The sequence below is a fragment of the Actinokineospora pegani genome (genome assembly GCF_009745975.1).
GTDB classification, from domain to species: Bacteria; Actinomycetota; Actinomycetes; order Mycobacteriales; family Pseudonocardiaceae; genus Actinokineospora; species Actinokineospora pegani.
This window is the reverse complement of sequence record NZ_WHOL01000121.1, coordinates 138,154-153,796: the sequence shown is the minus strand read 5'-3', so window position 1 is coordinate 153,796 and position 15,643 is coordinate 138,154. Positions and strand designations below refer to the sequence as shown.

At 75.3% G+C, this 15,643-nt stretch carries 15 protein-coding genes; 9 read left to right on the top strand and 6 right to left on the bottom strand.

All coding sequences use genetic code 11. The features are described 5' to 3' along the window. Nucleotides 1-218: 218 nt before the first annotated feature. Nucleotides 219-1,940 (bottom strand): DEDD exonuclease domain-containing protein, encoded by a 1,722-nt coding sequence (locus tag GCL84_RS26805; protein WP_156758334.1) that lies wholly within the window; start codon nucleotides 1,938-1,940, stop codon nucleotides 219-221. Nucleotides 1,941-2,024: 84 nt separating this feature from the next. Between GCL84_RS26805 and GCL84_RS26800 the strand changes: the two genes are divergently transcribed. From GCL84_RS26800 to GCL84_RS26775, 6 genes are all read left to right on the top strand, one after another. Next, a complete protein-coding gene (locus GCL84_RS26800) occupies nucleotides 2,025-3,395 on the top strand; it encodes an NYN domain-containing protein (RefSeq protein WP_156758333.1) in 1,371 nt (456 codons plus the stop codon). A 22-nt stretch (nucleotides 3,396-3,417) separates the two neighbouring features. Beyond that, nucleotides 3,418-5,217: a D-alanyl-D-alanine carboxypeptidase family protein gene (locus tag GCL84_RS26795; RefSeq protein ID WP_235926755.1), complete on the top strand. Its 1,800-nt coding sequence runs from the start codon at nucleotides 3,418-3,420 to the stop codon at nucleotides 5,215-5,217. Between the two features lie 111 nt (nucleotides 5,218-5,328). After that, the gene (locus GCL84_RS26790) at nucleotides 5,329-5,520 is read left to right on the top strand and encodes a hypothetical protein (protein WP_156758332.1); all 192 of its coding nucleotides are present in this window, start codon (nucleotides 5,329-5,331) and stop codon (nucleotides 5,518-5,520) included. A 490-nt stretch (nucleotides 5,521-6,010) separates the two neighbouring features. Further along, entirely contained in the window at nucleotides 6,011-7,027 is a 1,017-nt protein-coding gene (locus tag GCL84_RS26785) for a C40 family peptidase (RefSeq protein ID WP_235926754.1), read from the top strand. Nucleotides 7,028-7,135: 108 nt separating this feature from the next. Further along, nucleotides 7,136-8,476 (top strand): M48 family metalloprotease, encoded by a 1,341-nt coding sequence (locus GCL84_RS26780; RefSeq protein WP_156758330.1) that lies wholly within the window; start codon nucleotides 7,136-7,138, stop codon nucleotides 8,474-8,476. A gap of 29 nt (nucleotides 8,477-8,505) precedes the next feature. After that, a complete protein-coding gene (locus GCL84_RS26775) occupies nucleotides 8,506-9,654 on the top strand; it encodes a glycosyltransferase family 4 protein (RefSeq protein ID WP_197523526.1) in 1,149 nt (382 codons plus the stop codon). Nucleotides 9,655-9,779: 125 nt separating this feature from the next. Here the strand turns inward: GCL84_RS26775 and GCL84_RS26770 are convergent, their stop codons facing one another. The 5 genes from GCL84_RS26770 to GCL84_RS26750 all read right to left on the bottom strand — a co-directional run bounded on the left by GCL84_RS26770 (nucleotide 9,780) and on the right by GCL84_RS26750 (nucleotide 13,848). Then, nucleotides 9,780-10,184: a hypothetical protein gene (locus GCL84_RS26770; protein WP_156758328.1), complete on the bottom strand. Its 405-nt coding sequence runs from the start codon at nucleotides 10,182-10,184 to the stop codon at nucleotides 9,780-9,782. Further along, nucleotides 10,181-10,468 (bottom strand): YbaB/EbfC family DNA-binding protein, encoded by a 288-nt coding sequence (locus GCL84_RS26765; RefSeq protein ID WP_156758327.1) that lies wholly within the window; start codon nucleotides 10,466-10,468, stop codon nucleotides 10,181-10,183. Before GCL84_RS26765 ends, GCL84_RS26770 begins: the two co-directional genes overlap by 4 nt. Continuing rightward, on the bottom strand, nucleotides 10,465-11,544 hold the full coding sequence (locus tag GCL84_RS26760; RefSeq protein ID WP_156758326.1) for a C40 family peptidase: 1,080 nt from the start codon (nucleotides 11,542-11,544) through the stop codon (nucleotides 10,465-10,467). The genes GCL84_RS26765 and GCL84_RS26760 overlap by 4 nt, the downstream gene beginning before the upstream one ends. A gap of 12 nt (nucleotides 11,545-11,556) precedes the next feature. Next, nucleotides 11,557-11,943 (bottom strand): type VII secretion target, encoded by a 387-nt coding sequence (locus tag GCL84_RS26755; protein ID WP_156758325.1) that lies wholly within the window; start codon nucleotides 11,941-11,943, stop codon nucleotides 11,557-11,559. A 99-nt stretch (nucleotides 11,944-12,042) separates the two neighbouring features. After that, entirely contained in the window at nucleotides 12,043-13,848 is a 1,806-nt protein-coding gene (locus tag GCL84_RS26750) for an AMP-dependent synthetase/ligase (protein WP_235926753.1), read from the bottom strand. Nucleotides 13,849-13,964: 116 nt separating this feature from the next. On the opposite strand from GCL84_RS26750, the gene GCL84_RS26745 reads away from it, so the two are divergent. The 3 genes from GCL84_RS26745 to GCL84_RS26735 are packed head-to-tail and all read left to right on the top strand — an operon-like array spanning nucleotide 13,965 to nucleotide 15,635. Further along, complete coding sequence (locus tag GCL84_RS26745) at nucleotides 13,965-14,345, top strand: polyketide cyclase / dehydrase and lipid transport (protein WP_156758324.1); 381 nt, start codon at nucleotides 13,965-13,967, stop codon at nucleotides 14,343-14,345. 9 nt (nucleotides 14,346-14,354) lie between these two features. Further along, nucleotides 14,355-15,143, top strand: coding sequence for a metallophosphoesterase family protein (locus GCL84_RS26740; protein ID WP_156758323.1), 789 nt, complete (start codon nucleotides 14,355-14,357; stop codon nucleotides 15,141-15,143). Between the two features lie 54 nt (nucleotides 15,144-15,197). Continuing rightward, a complete protein-coding gene (locus GCL84_RS26735; protein WP_156758322.1) occupies nucleotides 15,198-15,635 on the top strand; it encodes an SRPBCC family protein in 438 nt (145 codons plus the stop codon). Nucleotides 15,636-15,643: the final 8 nt, after the last annotated feature.

Sequence of the window (15,643 nt, the reverse complement as noted above, 5' to 3'; positions counted from 1 at the left end):
TCCTCCATCCGGTGATCTGTCCACCAACATGGACCACTGGACGGGGAAACGTAAGCGGTGAGCGCCGGGTCACACCCCGGACGGCCGCGCGACCACCCGGGGTGCTGGTGGACCTGAGTGATCAGGACCGGCCGTTTAGCAGAACCAGCCACCCTGGCCCCAGCCGCGCTGGTCGACCCCGCCCATGGCGTAAGGGTGAAGCAGTCGCGCAGGACCGCTCAGAAGTCGGCCGGGTGCTCCGAGCTCTTGGCCGCGTCGGCGCGTTCCAGCCACGGCCGCCAGGTCGCGGCCGAGTGCAGCGGCACCGCCCACGGGATGGCCGTGGCGACGATGCGGGTGCCCGGCCGGTCCAGCCAGCGCAGCACCACCGCGGTCTCCTCGGCCACCGCCCCGCGCAGCGGGCCGGGGCCGGGCAGCACCGTCTCCGCCGAGGCGACCAGGGCGTCGACCACCGGCATCGGCGCCACCCCCCGCGCCGCGGACCCGGCCGAGGCCAGCCTGCCGTGCCGGACCACGGCGAAGTCCCAGCCGCCGAGGGTGTCCGGGCGGGCGGCGACCAGTTCGGGGATCGCCGCCAGCGACGCCAGCCGCTGGCCCCGGTCCAAACCGCGGATCAGGATGCGCAGCCGGTCGCGGTCGAGCCTGGCCTGCTCGAACCGGCGCTCGTCCGCCAGCTCGGCCAGCCGGTCGGCGAGGCGCCGCAGCGGGTGGGTCGCGCGGCCGGACACCAGGTCGTCGACCGCCACGACGGCCGGGGCGTACTCCTCGGCCGACTGCTTGCCCGCGCACGGCGCCGCGCAGCGCTCCAGCTCGGCCAGCGCGCACGGGGGCGCGCTCGGGTTCACCGCCGGGATGCGCACCGTGCACGGTCGGGTGCCGGTGGCCTGCTGCAACGCGTGCATCGCCTCCTCGGCGTGGCCCCGGCGGCGGAACGGGCCCAGCGCGCCCTCGCGGGCGGCGCGCACCACCGACAGCCGGGGGAACGGCTCGTCGGTCAGCACGACCCACCACGCCTCGCGCGGGTTCTTCGACCGGCGGTTGTAGGCGGGCTTGTGCGCGGAGATCAGCCGCAACTCCCGCACCTCGGCCTCGAGCACGTGCGCGCACGGCACCGCCTCGACCCGGCTCGCCAGCGCCACCATCTCGCGCAGCCTGCGGCGGGTCTCCGAGGCGGTGAAGTACTGCCGCACCCGGCGGCGCAGGTCCGAGGCCTTGCCGACGTAGAGCACCTCGTCGGACGGGCCGCGGAACAGGTACACGCCGGGTTCGTTGGGCAGGTCCTCGGCCAGGGTGCGCTTGCGCCGCTGGGCGGGGGTGACCTCGGGCAGGTAGTCGAGCAGCTCCTCCAGTGACTGCACGCCCAGCGACCCGACCCGCTCCAGCAGCCCGTGCAGCACGTCGACGGTGGCCTTGGCGTCGTCGAGGGCGCGGTGGATCGGCTTCGTCTCCGCCTGGAACAGCTCGGCCAGCGCCGAGAGGCGGCAGCTCGGCGCCTCCTCCCTGGACAGCACCCGCCTGCCCAGCCGAACCGTGCACACCACCGCGGGCCGGGGCCACGGGTAGCCCAGCCGGGCGCAGGCGGCCTTGAGGAACCCCACGTCGAACCCGGAGTTGTGGGCGACCAGCACGGACCCGGCGGCGAACTCCAGGAAGGCGGGCAGCACCGTGTCGACCCGCGGCGCCGCCGAGACCATGAAGTCGGTGATGCCGGTCAGCGTCACGATCTCCGGCGGGATGCCCCGACCCGGGTCGACCAGGGTCGCGAACTCGCCCAGCACCACCCCGCCGCGCACCTTGACCGCGCCGATCTCGGTGATGGCGTCCTCGGCCGCGCTGCCCCCGGTGGTCTCCAGGTCGAACACGACGAAGGTGGTCTCGCGCAGCGGCGTGCCCAGCTCGTCGAAGCTGAGCTGGGCGCGCGGGTCGGGTTCGGTGCTCATCACGGTCGAAGCTAGATCAGCCCACCGACAGTTCCGCCCGCCCTTCCCGAGGGCGCGCCCCGGCGGCGAGACTAGCCTTCAGGGGTGCCCCCGTCCTCGGAGCCGGTTCCGCCGACCGAGCCCGGACCGTCCCACGCGGACGGCCCGGCGGTCGACGACGCCCCGGCCCGGGTCTGGCCGGACGTGCTGCCCGAGCCGGTGCGCGCCCGCCTGGCCGAGGTGGCCGCCGCCGCCGTGGGCGCCCTGCCCGCGGTCGACGTCCCCCAGCAGCTCCGCCCGGTGGCCCGCTTCGCCCCGGCCAAGCGCGCCAAGCTGGGCGGCCCGGTGCTGGTCACGGCCCTGCGCGAGCACACGGGCTTCCGCACCGCCGTGATCGAGTGGTGCCGCGAGCACAAGCCCGTCTGCCTCGACCCCGACGGCGGCGACCCGGTCGGCGCCGCCGCGGCCGCGCTGCTGGTCGGCGCCGAATCCGCGGTCGACCGGGTGGCCGCCGTGGCCCGCCGCGCCGACGACTCCGCGCTGCGCGCCGAGCGCGACCACGCGCTGGCCCGCCTGGTCAAGGCAGAGGCCGAGCTGGCGCGGGTGCGCGAGCGGGTCACCGCCGCCGACGAGGCCGCCGACCTGGCCCGCGCCGAGGGTGAGGTCGAGCTGGACCGGCTGCGCAAGCGGCTGCGCGAGCAGGGCGTGCGGCTGCGCGAGGCCAAGGACGACGCCGCGGCGGCCCGCGCGGAGGCCGCGGCCGCCAGCTCCGGGGTGTCCGGGCAGGTCGCCGCGCTGACCGAGCGTCTCGACCGGGAGCGGGAGCGGGCCGAGGCCGCGCTGGCCCGCGCCGTCCGCGCCGAGGCCGACGCCGCGCTGGCCCGCCAGGCCGCGCGCGAGGCCCGCCAGGCCGACGAGGTGCGGCTGGCCCTGCTCATCGACACGGTGGACAACGCGGTGTCCGGGCTGCGCCGGGAGCTGATGATCGGCGACGGCAGCGGCCCCCGCCCCGCCGACCTGGTCGCCGGGGCGCGCACGGCCAGGGACCAGCGGCGCCGGGTGGACGACCCGGTCGGCCTGGACCGGCTGCTCGCGCTGCCCACCGCGCACCTGATCGTCGACGGCTACAACGTCACCAAGACGGGCTACTCCGACCTGACCCTGGCCGATCAGCGGGAGCGGCTCGTCCGCCAGCTCTCCGCGCTGGCCGCCCGCACGTCCATCGAGGTCACCCTGGTCTTCGACGGCGCGGGCGTGGTCGTGGTCCCGGTGGCCAAGCCGCGCGGGGTCCGGGTCATCTTCAGCGACCCCGGCGTGCAGGCCGACGACGTGATCCGGACCCTGGTGGCCGACGAGCCCACGGGCAGGCCGCTGGTGGTCGCCACCTCCGACCGGGCGGTGGCCGAGGCCGTCCGCGACCGGGGCGCCTACTCGGTGCCCTCGGCGGTGTTGTTGGCACGCCTGGGACGCGTCTGACCCGCCGGTGGGATCATCGGTGGTGGGCGGGCAGGCGAAGCAGGAAGGCGAGCAGGTGCGCGACAGGTTCCGGGTGCTGGCAGCGGTGGTCCTCGCGGTGGGGGTGGTCCTGGCCGACGGGCCCGTCCGCGCCCAGGAGACCCAACCCCCGCAGATCGAGGCGGGCGTGGGCCCCGACGGCGGCGCCGCCGACTCGCGGCCGGGCGAGGCCTTCGCCGACCCGCAGGTCGCCGCGCTGCAGCGCACCGCGACCGACGTCCAGCGCGAGCTCGCCGACCTCGGTGAGCGGGTGCGCGGTGCCGAGCGCGACCTGGTCGTCGCCGCCGAGCGGGTCTCCGGCGCCAAGTCCGAGCGCCAGTCCGCGGACGCGGTCGTGGCCGCCCAGCAGGACGAGGTCGACGCCTACTCCAAGGCCCTGTACTCCGCGCTGGCCCAGCCCAGCGAGATCCAGATGCTGCTCACCGCGGCCAACCCCAACGACTTCCTGCAGGGCAACGACCTGATCGCCCGGGTCCGCGCCGACCAGGACGGAAGGCTCAACGCGGCCGTGCGCAGGCAGGACGCCGCGCTGGCCGCCGAGCGGGAGGCGCTGACCGCGGAGAAGGCGGCCGCCGACCGCAAGACCGACCTCGACCGGCGCAACGCCGACGCCAGCAACCGGGCCGCCGCGGTGTCCTCGGAGCTGCGCGGGCAGGTCGACGACACCAACGCCGCCGTCGTCGCCCAGCAGAAGGCGCAGAAGGAGCGCAACGAGCAGACCGCGGCCAACTGGAAGGCCTACACCGACCGGCTCGCAGCCTCGGGCGTCACCCCGCCCCCGGCCGCGGCCCTGCGCGACCCGACCCGGCTGCCCCCGGGCATGACCGCGGTGCTGGGCTCGACGGGCCCGCAGCCGGGCGTGGCCCAGGTGCTGCCGCCCGGCGCCGAGCCGCTGCTGGTGCTGCCCGCCGAGACGGTCACGGCGGTGACCACGGCCGTCGGCGCGCTGGGCAAGCCCTACGTGCCCGGCACCGGCGGCCAGGGGCCCACCGCCTACTCCTGCGACGGGCTGGTCAAGGCCGCCTACGACAGCGGGGGCCTGCCCGTGCCCGGCGCGGTCGGCGAGCAGATGGCGGTGCTGGCCCCGGTGGCCGCCGCCGACGCCCAGCCCGGCGACCTGGTGTTCCTCGGCCCCGCCCGCTACGGCGTGCAGGGCGTGGGCCTGGTGCTCGACGAGCGCACCATGCTGGCCGCCGACGCCCGCCTGGCCGGGGTCGTGGTCGCGGACATGCCCGGCGGCGACACGCTGCTCGGGGTCGGCAGGCCCTCGCTGGAGCAGCGCCCGGCCCAGCCCGTCCCGCAGGCCACCGACGGCGGCCTGAAGTGGCGCTGCGGCAGCGTGCGCGTCCCCGCCAGGGGCGCGGGCGAGGCCGCGGGCGCGTGGGGCGGCTACCCGAACGGGCTGATCCCGCCCTCGGCGCTGTGCACGATCGGCGCCGCCTCGCACATGCTGCGCTGCGACGCCGCCGAGGCCTACCAGGCGCTCTCCGCGGCCTACGCGAGCTCCTTCGGCGGGCCGGTGTGCATCACCGACTCCTACCGGGCGTTCAGCGCCCAGGTGCGGCTCTACCAGGTCAAACCCGCCCTGGCGGCGGTCCCGGGCACCAGCAACCACGGGTGGGGGCTCGCGGTGGACCTGTGTGGGGGCATCCAGTCCTTCGGCAGCGCGCAGCACGCGTGGATGAAGGCCAACGCCCCCGCCTTCGGGTGGTCGAACCCGGCGTGGGCGCAGCCCGGCCGCGGGCGCGAGGAACCGTGGCACTGGGAATACGTCGGCGGCTGATTCCACCCGATCACCGCCACGTCACGATCGGTTTCTCGAACGCCTGATCGAGAATTGTCGTACCCCCCGCTTAGTGTCCGAAAGCGAGACGGACCGAAAGGGGACGTGGCCATGATCGTTGATTGCGACCGCTGCCAGGTCAGGGGCGACGCGTGCGGGGAGTGCGTCATCAGCGTGCTGCTCGGCGCCCCGCCCACCGTGGAGCTCGACACCCCGGAGCGCCGGGCGATCGACGCGCTGGCCGACGCCGGGATGGTGCCCAGGCTGCGGCTGCGGATCACCCCGGTGGAGCGCTCAGCGTGATCCAGGTCCCGGCGGACCGCGACACGCGAAGCCGGGGTCAATCCTCTCCTTCGCCGAGTGGTCACTTCTGTCGCCGAACGGTTCACCGCTTGGAGTGACGCAGGTGTAGGGGCGGTCACAGCGCGGAGTCCGCACTGCTCCGTTGGTGTTTCGTGATGATCGGCAACCGATTTTTTCCCGACCTGGTGGACGCGCAAGCCTACTTTTCGTAACCTGTCCGAGATCTCACGACAGCAAGCCGCCCACCCCGAGGGCGGCACGCGGGATCGCCGCCGATCACAGGCCCTCCCGAGGGGCCTGGACCGGATTCCCCCACGGTGGGGTCAGCGACGTGCCAGGGGCAGGCAGCGGCAATCCCGCTCGCCCGCCCAGGGCTGGTCCGAGGAGTGACACCCCGGACCCCGCGCCGCGGCCCGTCGGCGGTCAGAGGACGAAGGAGTACGCGCGACACATGTCGTCGCATCGACTCAAACGTGCAGTGCGTGGCGCTATGAGCGTCACGGCGGTCGTGGCCGTGGTGACCTTCTCCCCGAACCCCGCCACGGCGCAGCCGGCCAACCCGCCGCAGACGGCCTCCGAGGCCCTGCAGCGCTACAACGAGGTCTCCAAGCAGGTCAAGCAGGTGAACGAGGACCTGCTCAAGGCCAGGACCGACCTCGACGCCCGCAACGCGGACTTCGACAAGGCCAACGCCGACGTGGCGATGGCGATCGAGACCGAGAAGCAGGCCCAGGCCCTCGAGGAGCAGTTCCGCGGCCAGGTGGACACCTTGGCCAGCGCCTCCTTCCAGGGCGCGCGGTTCACCAAGATCTCCGCGCTGCTGACCGGCTCCTCCGCCGACGACTTCCTCGAGCGCGCCACCGCGCTCAACGTCCTCGCGGCCGACAACGCCGAGGCCCTCAGCACCTACACCAAGGCCGTCAGCTCGGCGGCCGAGGCACGCAGGCTGGCTGAGGACGGCCGCAAGCGCGCGGGCGAGGCCAAGGCCGCCGCCGAGCAGCTCATCGCCGAGGTCGAGAAGAAGAAGGCAGACCTCGACAGCCAGGCCAAGGGGCTCGAGCAGGCGCACGAGCGGCTCTCGGTCAAGGACAAGTCCGACCTGGTCGGCCCGGTCGACGACGGCGTCTACCTGGCCCCCTCCAGCTCGGCGGGCCGGGCGATGGACGTCGCCCTGGCCCAGCGCGGCAAGCCCTACGTGTGGGGCGCCGAGGGCCCGAGCAGCTTCGACTGCTCCGGCCTGACCCTCTACGCCTACCGGGCCGCGGGGGTGAGCCTCCCGCACTCCAGCCGCGCCCAGTACGGCTTCGGCAAGTCGGTGTCGCGCAGCGAGCTGCAGCCTGGCGACCTGCTGTTCTACGGCAACAGCGTCAGCAGCATCCACCACGTCGCCATGTACATCGGCGGCGGGAAGATCGTGCACGCCTCCACCACCGGGGTGCCGGTCAAGACCGACAGCATCGACGGCGGCGGGCGCGACTACCTCGGCGCCAAGCGCATCGTCGGCTGACGAGCGGACAACACCGCCCCTGGGTTTTCCTCACCCAGGTGAGTGCCTTGCCAGGACCGGGGCCCACGGGCTCCGGTCCTGGCGCTTTCCTCCCCTACCATCAGGCGGGTGAGCAGGGCGAGGATGCGCGCGTGGTTGGCGGCGGCGGTGGCGGTGGTCGCGCTGTTCGGTGTCGGCGCGGTCTCCCTGCCCGCCGACCAGCCGGGCAGGCAGGGGCAGACCGGGCAGGGCGCGCCGATGGGCGCGGTCCCGCCCGCGGTCGACGGGGCGGGCGCCCAGCGCGCCGCCGCGGTCACCGACCTGCTCGACCGCCGGGCCGCGGCGGTGGTGGACCGCGACGCGGCGGCCTTCGCGGCCACGGTCGACCCGGCGGCCGACCCCGCGTTCACCCGCGCGCAGCAGGAGCTGTTCGCCAACCTCGCCGCCGTCCCGCTCGACACCTGGTCGTACTCGATGAGCCCCGAGGACACCCTGGACCTGCGCTCGCTGCGGGCCCCGGCGGCCGACCCCGGCGCTGACGAGCAGTGGGCCCCCGCCGTGCGGCTCAACTACGCGCTGCGCGGCATCGACAGCTCCCCGACCGACCGCTCCCTGGGCTACCTGTTCGTCCGCCGCGGCGAGCAGTGGTACCTGCGCTCGGACACCGCCCTGGAGGAGCTGGGCAGGCGCACCTGGCGCGGGCCGTGGGACTTCGGCCCGGTCGAGGTCACCCCGACCGCCCACGGCATGGTCCTCGCCCACCCGGGCAACAAGCCGATGGTGACCCGGCTGGCCCGCGAGCTGGACCCGGCCGTGGCCTCGGTGGACGCGGTGTGGGGCGACCAGTGGGGGCGGCGCGTCGCGCTGGTGCTGCCGGACAGCCCCGCGGAGATGCGCGCCCTGGTCGGCCCGGACTTCCCGATCGAGTCGGTGGTGGCGGTGGCCGTCGCCGACAAGCTCGACACCCAGCGCCGCACCACCACCGGGCAGCGGGTCGTGCTCAGCCCGACCGGGTCGCGGGCGCTGTCGATCGCCTCGCTGCGGGTGGTGCTGCGGCACGAGATCACCCACGTCGCAGCCCGGGTCGACACCGTCGACGGGTCGCCGATGTGGCTGCTGGAGGGCTTCGCCGACTACGTGGGCTACCGCGACAGCGGCCTCAGCCTGGCCCAGGGCGCCCCGGACCTGGCCGAGCAGGTGCGCGGCGGCTCGGTCCCGGGGTCGCTGCCGCAGGACCGCGACTTCCGCGGCCGCGACCGCGACGTCGCCTACCAGCGGTCCTGGTCGCTGGCCCGGTTCGTCGCCGAGCGGTTCGGCGAGGCGGACCTGGTCGAGCTCTACCGGTCGCTGGCCGGGGCGGGCCCGATCTCGGCGGGGGAGACGGACAGGCTGCTGGGCTCGGCCATCGGCCTGGACCGGGGCGGACTGCTGCGCGCCTGGCAGGAGCACCTGCGCGGGGCGCTGCGCTGACCCGTCCGCGCAACCCCTAGATTGGTCCGGTGCGCAGGACCCTGCTGGTGACCAACGACTTCCCGCCCCGACCGGGCGGCATCCAGACCTACCTGCACTCCTTCGCCACCCGCGTGCCCGGCCGCGACCTGGTGGTCTACGCGCCCGCGTGGCGCGGCCACGAGGAGTTCGACGCCGCGCAGCCGTTCACCGTCGTGCGCCACCCCGGCGAACTGGTGCTGCCCACCCCCGCCGTCGCCCGCCGGGCCAGGGACATCCTGCGCGCGGAGTCCTGCGACACCGTCTGGTTCGGCGCCGCGGCCCCGCTGGGCCTGCTCGCCCCGGCGCTGCGCCGCGCGGGCGCGCGCCGGGTCGTCGCCAGCACCCACGGCCACGAGGTCGGCTGGTCGATGCTGCCCGCCGCCCGCCAGGCGCTGCGCCGCATCGGCTCCACGACCGACGTCGTGACCTACGTCAGCCGCTACACCCGCGCCCGCTTCGCCGCCGCCTTCGGCCGCGCCGCGGCGCTGGAGCTGCTGCCCTCCGGTGTCGACACCGAGCTCTACCGGCCGGACCCGGCCGCCCGGTCGGCGATCCGCGCCCGCCACGGCCTCGGCGAGCGGCCGACGGTGGTGTGCGTGTCCCGCCTGATGCCCCGGAAGGGCCAGGACGCGCTGATCCGCGCGTTGCCCGCCATCCGCCGCGCGGTGCCGGGCGCGGCGCTGCTGCTGGTCGGTGGCGGCCCGTACCGGTCCCGCCTGGCCGCGCTGGCCGCCGCCGCCGGGGTCGCCGACGACGTGGTGTTCACCGGCTCGGTCTCCTGGGCGGAGCTGCCCGCGCACTACGCGGCGGGCGACGTGTTCGCCATGCCGTGCCGCACCCACGGCCGGGGCCTGGACGTGGAGGCGCTCGGCATCGTGTTCCTGGAGGCCGCGGCCACCGGCCTGCCCGTGGTGGCGGGCGACTCGGGCGGCGCGCCGGAGGCCGTGCTCGAGGGCGAGACCGGGCACGTGGTCGACGGCCGCGCCGTGGACCAGCTCGCCGACCGGGTCGCCGCCCTGCTCGCCGACCCCGACCGGGCCGCCGCGATGGGTGCGGCCGGGCGGGCGTGGATGGAGAAGGAGTGGAGCTGGGACACCCGGGCCCGCCGCCTGGCCCAACTCCTCGACGGCGAGACCACGTACCGGTTCAGCGCCTGAGCCGCGTCTGTCCTGTCAGGACTGTCTGATGTGGACATGAATGGCCTGGTCGACCAGCCCTGTTTCGACTTCGTGGACTGCGGGCCTGCCGACGACCACGAGGGCGTCATCGAGTACCTGAAAGCCTAGTCTTTCAGGGCGAAGGTCTGCTCCGAGAAGTCGTCGTGGGATTCTCCCTCCACAGTGGATTCTGCTGGTCCGGGTTCGCGGGCGGTCAGCCGGACCAGTTCGTCGGTGATCTCCTGGCCGACCACCGGGGCCAGCACCTCGACCCCCTCGGCCAGGGTGGAATCCGTTGCGCGCCAGATGACCTCGCGCAGTTCGGCGGTCAGTTCGGCCGCGGTCATCCGGGTGCACGCCTGGCCCAGGTCGAGGGCGACGAGCTTGCCCGCCAGCGTCACCGTGGCCGCGATGCCGTGCTGCCCGCGCGCGGTCCCGGTGATGGCGTCGAGCCGGGCGGTCAGGCCGCCGCCGGTCTCGGACAGCGCCAGCAGCTCGTCGGGGTCCAGGCCGCTCAGGTCGGCGTTCACCGCGCCCTCCAGGAGTCGGGGGTGGTCGCCTCGACGGACTCGGCCAAGGCGGCGTCGGCGCCCAGGCCCGCGGCGGCGGCCACCTGCGGGCCCAGGGTGTTGGCGGCGCGGGCGTCGGCCTCGGCGGTGGCGCGGGCGACGAGGTCGAGCAGGGTCGTGGCCAGGGCGTGCCCGCCCTGGCGCAGCGCCGACTCCTCGACGCGCAGGTCGGCCAGGGCGCCGCCGGGGTGCACGCGCACCTCGACGCCGCGGGTGCGGGCCGCGCCGGTGATGGGGCCGCTCACCGGGGGTGCACCCCGCCGTAGAAGGTGGCCGAGGACAGCGTGTGCATGCGGCGGGCCACCTGGTCGCCGGAGTTGCCCTCGATCAGGGTGACCCTGTCGCCGTCGACCTTCTCCACGATGCCGATGTGCGTGCTGGTGGCCGTGCTCCGCGGGCCGGAGCCGAACAGCAGCACGTCGCCGGGCCGGGCCTGCTTGAGCTCGCCCCGGCCGTAGGAGTTGCCGTTGGCCTGGCCCCACTTGTAGACGTCGCCGGTGAAGGGCAGCAGGGGGATCTCGACCCCGGACCTGCGCCAGACCCAGGTGGCGAACGACGAGCACCACGCCGCGGACGGGCCGTACTTGTTGGCGTTGCCCGCGCCCTCGCGGTAGCCGAGCTGCGTGCGGGCGAGCCTGGTGATCTCCCTGGCCTTGCTGTCGGCCTTGCCGCTGGCCTTGGTCGACCCGCCGCCCGCGGGCCGGGGGTCCTTGGCGGGCTTGTTCTTCGCGGCGCCCAGCGGTTTGCGCCGCTGCCCGGGGTCGGTGACGCCGTCGTGCTCGACGCGGCGCTCCAGGGCTTTGAGCCGCTTGGCCGCCTCGGTCATCTCCCCGCGCACCGACCGGAACTGCTTCGCCGACTCGGCGGTGTAGGCGCGGACCATGTCGGCCACCTCGCCGACGGCCTTGAGCACGGCGGCGCGCTGGCCCGCCCCGGTCACCGCGAGCCCGACGTCGAGGGTGCGGGCGGCCTTGGCGGTGTACTCGTCGAGCAGCCGCACCACGGCCTTGTGCCCGCCGTCGAGGGTCGCGGCCGTGCCCGCGACGATCTTGGCCCCGTCGGCGGCCGCGGTCCCGGTGATCCCCATGATCCTGGTGACCCGCTGGGCGCGCTTGTCGAAGCCGTCAGCGGTCCGCCCGGTCCACCGCCCGGTCGCGGCCGCCGCCCCGGTCCTGTGCCGGTCGCGGCGCTCGGCGAGCACCTTTTGGGTCGCGGTGAGGGCGTCGTGCGCCCGCTGCGCGTCCTCGGCCTTGCCTGCCAGCCGGTTGCGGTGCTCGACCATCTCGTCGGCGAACATCCGCGCGATGCGTGTGGTGTCCACTGGTACTCCCCTTTAGCCCAACAGCTTGCTGAAGTCGCCCGCGATGCCGACGTCCTCGCGCTGGTAGGCGTCGGCGGTGCGGCGGGTGGCCCTGCCCAGGCCGGCGGCGTGGTCGGCGACCCCGGTCACCTGCGCGCGCAGCGCGCCCGCGAACCCGGCCAGCGCCTCGGCGAAGCCGGAGTCCTCGCCGACGCGGCCGAAGCCACTGCCGGTGATCGACCCGACCTCGGCCTTCGCGGCGGTGCGCAGCTCCTCGGCCAGCGCGGCGGTCTCCCTGGCGTACTCGTCCAGCGCGGCGGCGTCCACGGCGAACGACTCCACCGGTTTCGCGTCCGCGCGCTCGCCGCCGCCCCTGCCGAGCTCCCTCTCGATGAGCCCGGCCAGCTCCTTCTGGTCCATCCCCGCCTCCGCTCCGCGCTGTCGCGACCACTGTCGCGGCGGCGGGGCGGCCGGGGCCAGCGCCGCTGCACGAGCGGTCACACCGGCTGCACGGACGGCCTAGGCCGTCAACCCCGCGATGTCCTCGGCGCGGGTCTTGGCGATGGCCTCGCGGCGCAGCGCGCCGGTCGGGGTCAGCTCGCCCGCCGCCTCGGTGAAGTCGCGGGCCAGCACGGCGAACGCGGTGATCGACGCCGCCCTGGACACCGACCGGTTCGCCGCCCGGACCGCCCGGTGCAGCTCCGCGCGCAACTCCTCGTCGCCGGTGACGTCGACGACGGCCCGGTTGCGCAGCGCCGCCCACTCGGCGACGCCCTCCTCGGACAGGGTGATCAGCGCGGTCACCCCCGGCTGCCCCGAGCCCAGCACCAGGCAGCGCGAGACCAGCGGGCTGCGGCGCACCAGCTCTTCCAGCCCCGATGGCGCCAGCGCCCGGCCGTCGGCGGTGGGGATCGAGTCCCGGAGACGGCCCTCGACGCGCAGGTAGCCGTCCGGGTCGAGCGAGCCCGCGTCGCCGGTGCGCAGCCAGCCGTCGGCGAACGCCTCGGCCGTCGCGCCCGCGTCGCGCCAGTAGCCGCGCATCAGCCCGGTCCCGCGGACCTGGATCTCGCCGTCGACGACGCGCACCTCGACCCCGGGCAGCGCCCGGCCCGCGGTCCCGGCGCGGAAGGCGGCCTCGGTGTTGGCGGTGACCAGCGCGCCCGCCTCGGTCAGCCCGTAGCCGGGGTACACCGGGATGCCCACGCCGCGGAACAGGTGCGCCAGGCGCTTGTCCAGCGGCGCGCCGTGCGCCAGCGCCGCCACGCACCGCCCGCCCAGCACCGCGTGCAGGTCGCGCGCGAGCAGCCGGGACGCCAGGAGCCGCTGCGCGGCCAGCGACAGCGGCACCCCGCCGGTGGTCGAGCGGGCCTCGCTGTGCCGCACGGCCACGCCCTCGGCCAGGGCGAACAGCGGGCCCCCGCGGCGGCGCCTGGCCGCGGCCAGCACCCGCTCGAACACCGCGGGCGCGCCCGCGACGAACGTCGGCCGGAACGTGGCCAGGTCCGCGGCGGTGTCGCCGCTGTCGGGCAGGTGGCCCAGCGTCGTGCGGGTGTGCACGCAGGCCAGCGTCACCACTCGCGCGAACACCGAGGTCTGCGAGAGCTGCTGCAGCATCGTGTTGCCAGCGCGGAACAGGTCGGGGTAGGTGGCCACCAGCGCGCGCACCTGGCTCAGCAGCGCGCCGTGGGTCAGCTCCACGCCGCGCGGCCGCCCGGTCGTCCCCGCCGTGTAGACCACCGTCGCCAGGTCCGCGGAGCCCACCGCCAACCTGCGCGCGCGCACCTCGGCGTCGGGCACCCCGGCGCCCAGGGCCACCAGCTCGTCCAGCGCGGGGGCGGTCTCGTCCTGGCGCCGCGCCGGGCCCGGCTCGACCCGCCACACCCGTTCGACGTCGCCCACCCGGTCGACCACGCCCTCCACCAGGTCCCGGTGCTCGTCGTCGTCGACCACCACGGCCCTGGCCCCGCAGTCGCGCAGCAGCCACGCCACCTGCTCGGCCGACGCCGTCTCCGGCACCGGGACGCTGACCGCGCCGACCGCCCACACCGCGAAGTCGACCAGCGTCCACTCGTAGCGCACCCGCGACAGCAGCGCGACCCGGTCGCCCGGGGCCACGCCCGCGGCGACGAACCCCTTGGCCAGCGCGAGCACCTGCGCGGCGAAGTCGCGGGTCGTCACGTCCACCCACGTCCCGTCGACCCGGCGGCGCAGGCCGATGGCGTCGGCGAAGCGCTCGGCGCCCGCCCACACCACGTCGGTCAGGCTCTCCTGGCCGCGCACCGCGACCGGGCTCTCGGCGGACTGGCTCTCGGCGGACTCGCGCACGCGGACCTCCCCGGGGTTCTGGACGTGCTGGGGGGCTTCCCGGCAGCGCCGGGACCGCCCCCAAACCTAGCCCGGCCGCCGCCCCCGGGGAACCCGGCCCGTGCCAAGCTGTCCCCGTGCCCCATGTCGACGTCGTGGACGAGACCTTCATCGTCGCGCCCCCCGCCACCGTCGCGGCCGTCTTCGCCGACCCGGCCGCTTGGCGCCGCCTCTGGCCCGACCTGCGGCTGGCCGCCTACGCCGACCGGGGCGAGGAGGGCGTCCGCTGGACCGTGGCGGGGCCGTTGACCGGGACGATGGAGGTCTGGCTGGAGCCGGTCCTCGACGGCACCCTGCTGCACTACTTCCTGCGCGCCGACCTGCCTGCCCCCGCCGACGACAGGGCGGGGGAGCGCGAGCGGCGCGCCCGCCAGTTGGCGGCCAAGGCGGTGGGGCTGGGGCTCAAGGCCGTCCTGGAGGACGGTCGCGCCCCCGGGGAGCCCCCGACCCCCCGTTAGGCTGAGACCGTGCGGGTTCATGTGGTCTCCGACGTGCACGGCAACGCCGACGCGCTGGCCAGGGCTGGGGACGGCGCCGACGCGCTCGTCGTGTTGGGCGACCTCATCGACTTCGTCGACTACCACGACCACGGCGGCGGGATCATGGGCCGGGTCTTCGGCGCGGCGAAGGTCGGCGTCTACGCCGAGATGCGCAGGCAGCGCTCGCACCTGGCCGCCGCCGGGTACGCCCGGGAGCTGTGGGCGGGCCTGGCCAATCCGCGCGAGCTGGTCGAGGAGGCCGTGCGCGAGCAGTACGCGACCCTGTTCGCCGCGCTGCCCACCCCCACCTACGCCACCCCCGGCAACGTCGACACCCCGGACCTGTGGCCGGAGTTCGCCCGCGCCGGGCTGCGCTTCCTCGACGGCGAGGTCGTCGAGATCGGCGGGCTGCGGTTCGGGTTCGCGGGCGGCACGGTGCTGCCCGAGGGCATCACGCCCCGGCGCGGCTCGGCGTTTCGCCCCTACCTGCGCACCCCGGAGGACTTCGCCACCTCGGTGGCCGCGCTGAAGCGGGTCGAGGTGCTGTGCACGCACGTGCCACCCGCCATCCCCGAGCTGACCTACGATGTCGTGGCGCGCCGGGCGGAGCTGGGCTCGGCGGCGCTGGTGGGGCTGATCCAGCGGCAGCGGCCGAGGTGGTCGCTGTTCGGGCACGTGCACCAGCCGCTGGCGCCGCGGCTGCGCTACCGGGGGACCGAGTGCGTCAACGTGGGGCACTTTCAGCGGACCGAGCGCCCGTACGTGTTGCGCTGGTGAGTGTTGTGGACGGGCCCCGGCCGGGGTGCGGCTGACCGGGTAGCCTGCGTTGTCATGGCCGACGAGTCCACACAGTCCATCACCGTTGACGCTGCGCCCGAGGCCGTCATGGCGGTGATCGCGGACTTCGCGGCGTACCCGGAGTGGACGGGCGCGGTGAAGGCCGCGGAGATCCTGTCCACCGACGCCGACGGCCGCGGCGAGCAGGTGACCTTCACCCTCGACGCCGGTCCGATCAAGGACGTCTACACCCTGGCCTACTCCTGGGCGGGCGACGGGCTCGCCGTCGACTGGGACCTGGTCAAGGGCCAGATGCAGAAGGCACAGAAGGGCCGCTACGAGCTGCGCCCCGCGGGCGCGTCCACCGAGGTGGTCTACACGCTGTCGGTGCAGCTCGCGGTGCCGATGATCGGCCTGTTCCGGCGCAAGGCCGAAAAGATGATCATGGACACCGCGCTCAAGGAGCTCAAGCGGCGCGTCGAGCGGGGCTGAGCGGCGGC

Excerpts from the sequence above, each read along its gene's own strand:
- GCL84_RS26805 (WP_156758334.1), bottom strand. The coding sequence starts at position 1,940 with ATGAGCACCGAACCCGACCCGCGCGCCCAGCTCAGCTTCGACGAGCTG.
- GCL84_RS26790 (WP_156758332.1), top strand. The coding sequence starts at position 5,329 with ATGATCGTTGATTGCGACCGCTGCCAGGTCAGGGGCGACGCGTGCGGG.
- GCL84_RS26785 (WP_235926754.1), top strand. The coding sequence starts at position 6,011 with ATGAGCGTCACGGCGGTCGTGGCCGTGGTGACCTTCTCCCCGAACCCC.
- GCL84_RS26755 (WP_156758325.1), bottom strand. The coding sequence starts at position 11,943 with ATGGACCAGAAGGAGCTGGCCGGGCTCATCGAGAGGGAGCTCGGCAGG.
- GCL84_RS26735 (WP_156758322.1), top strand. The coding sequence starts at position 15,198 with ATGGCCGACGAGTCCACACAGTCCATCACCGTTGACGCTGCGCCCGAG.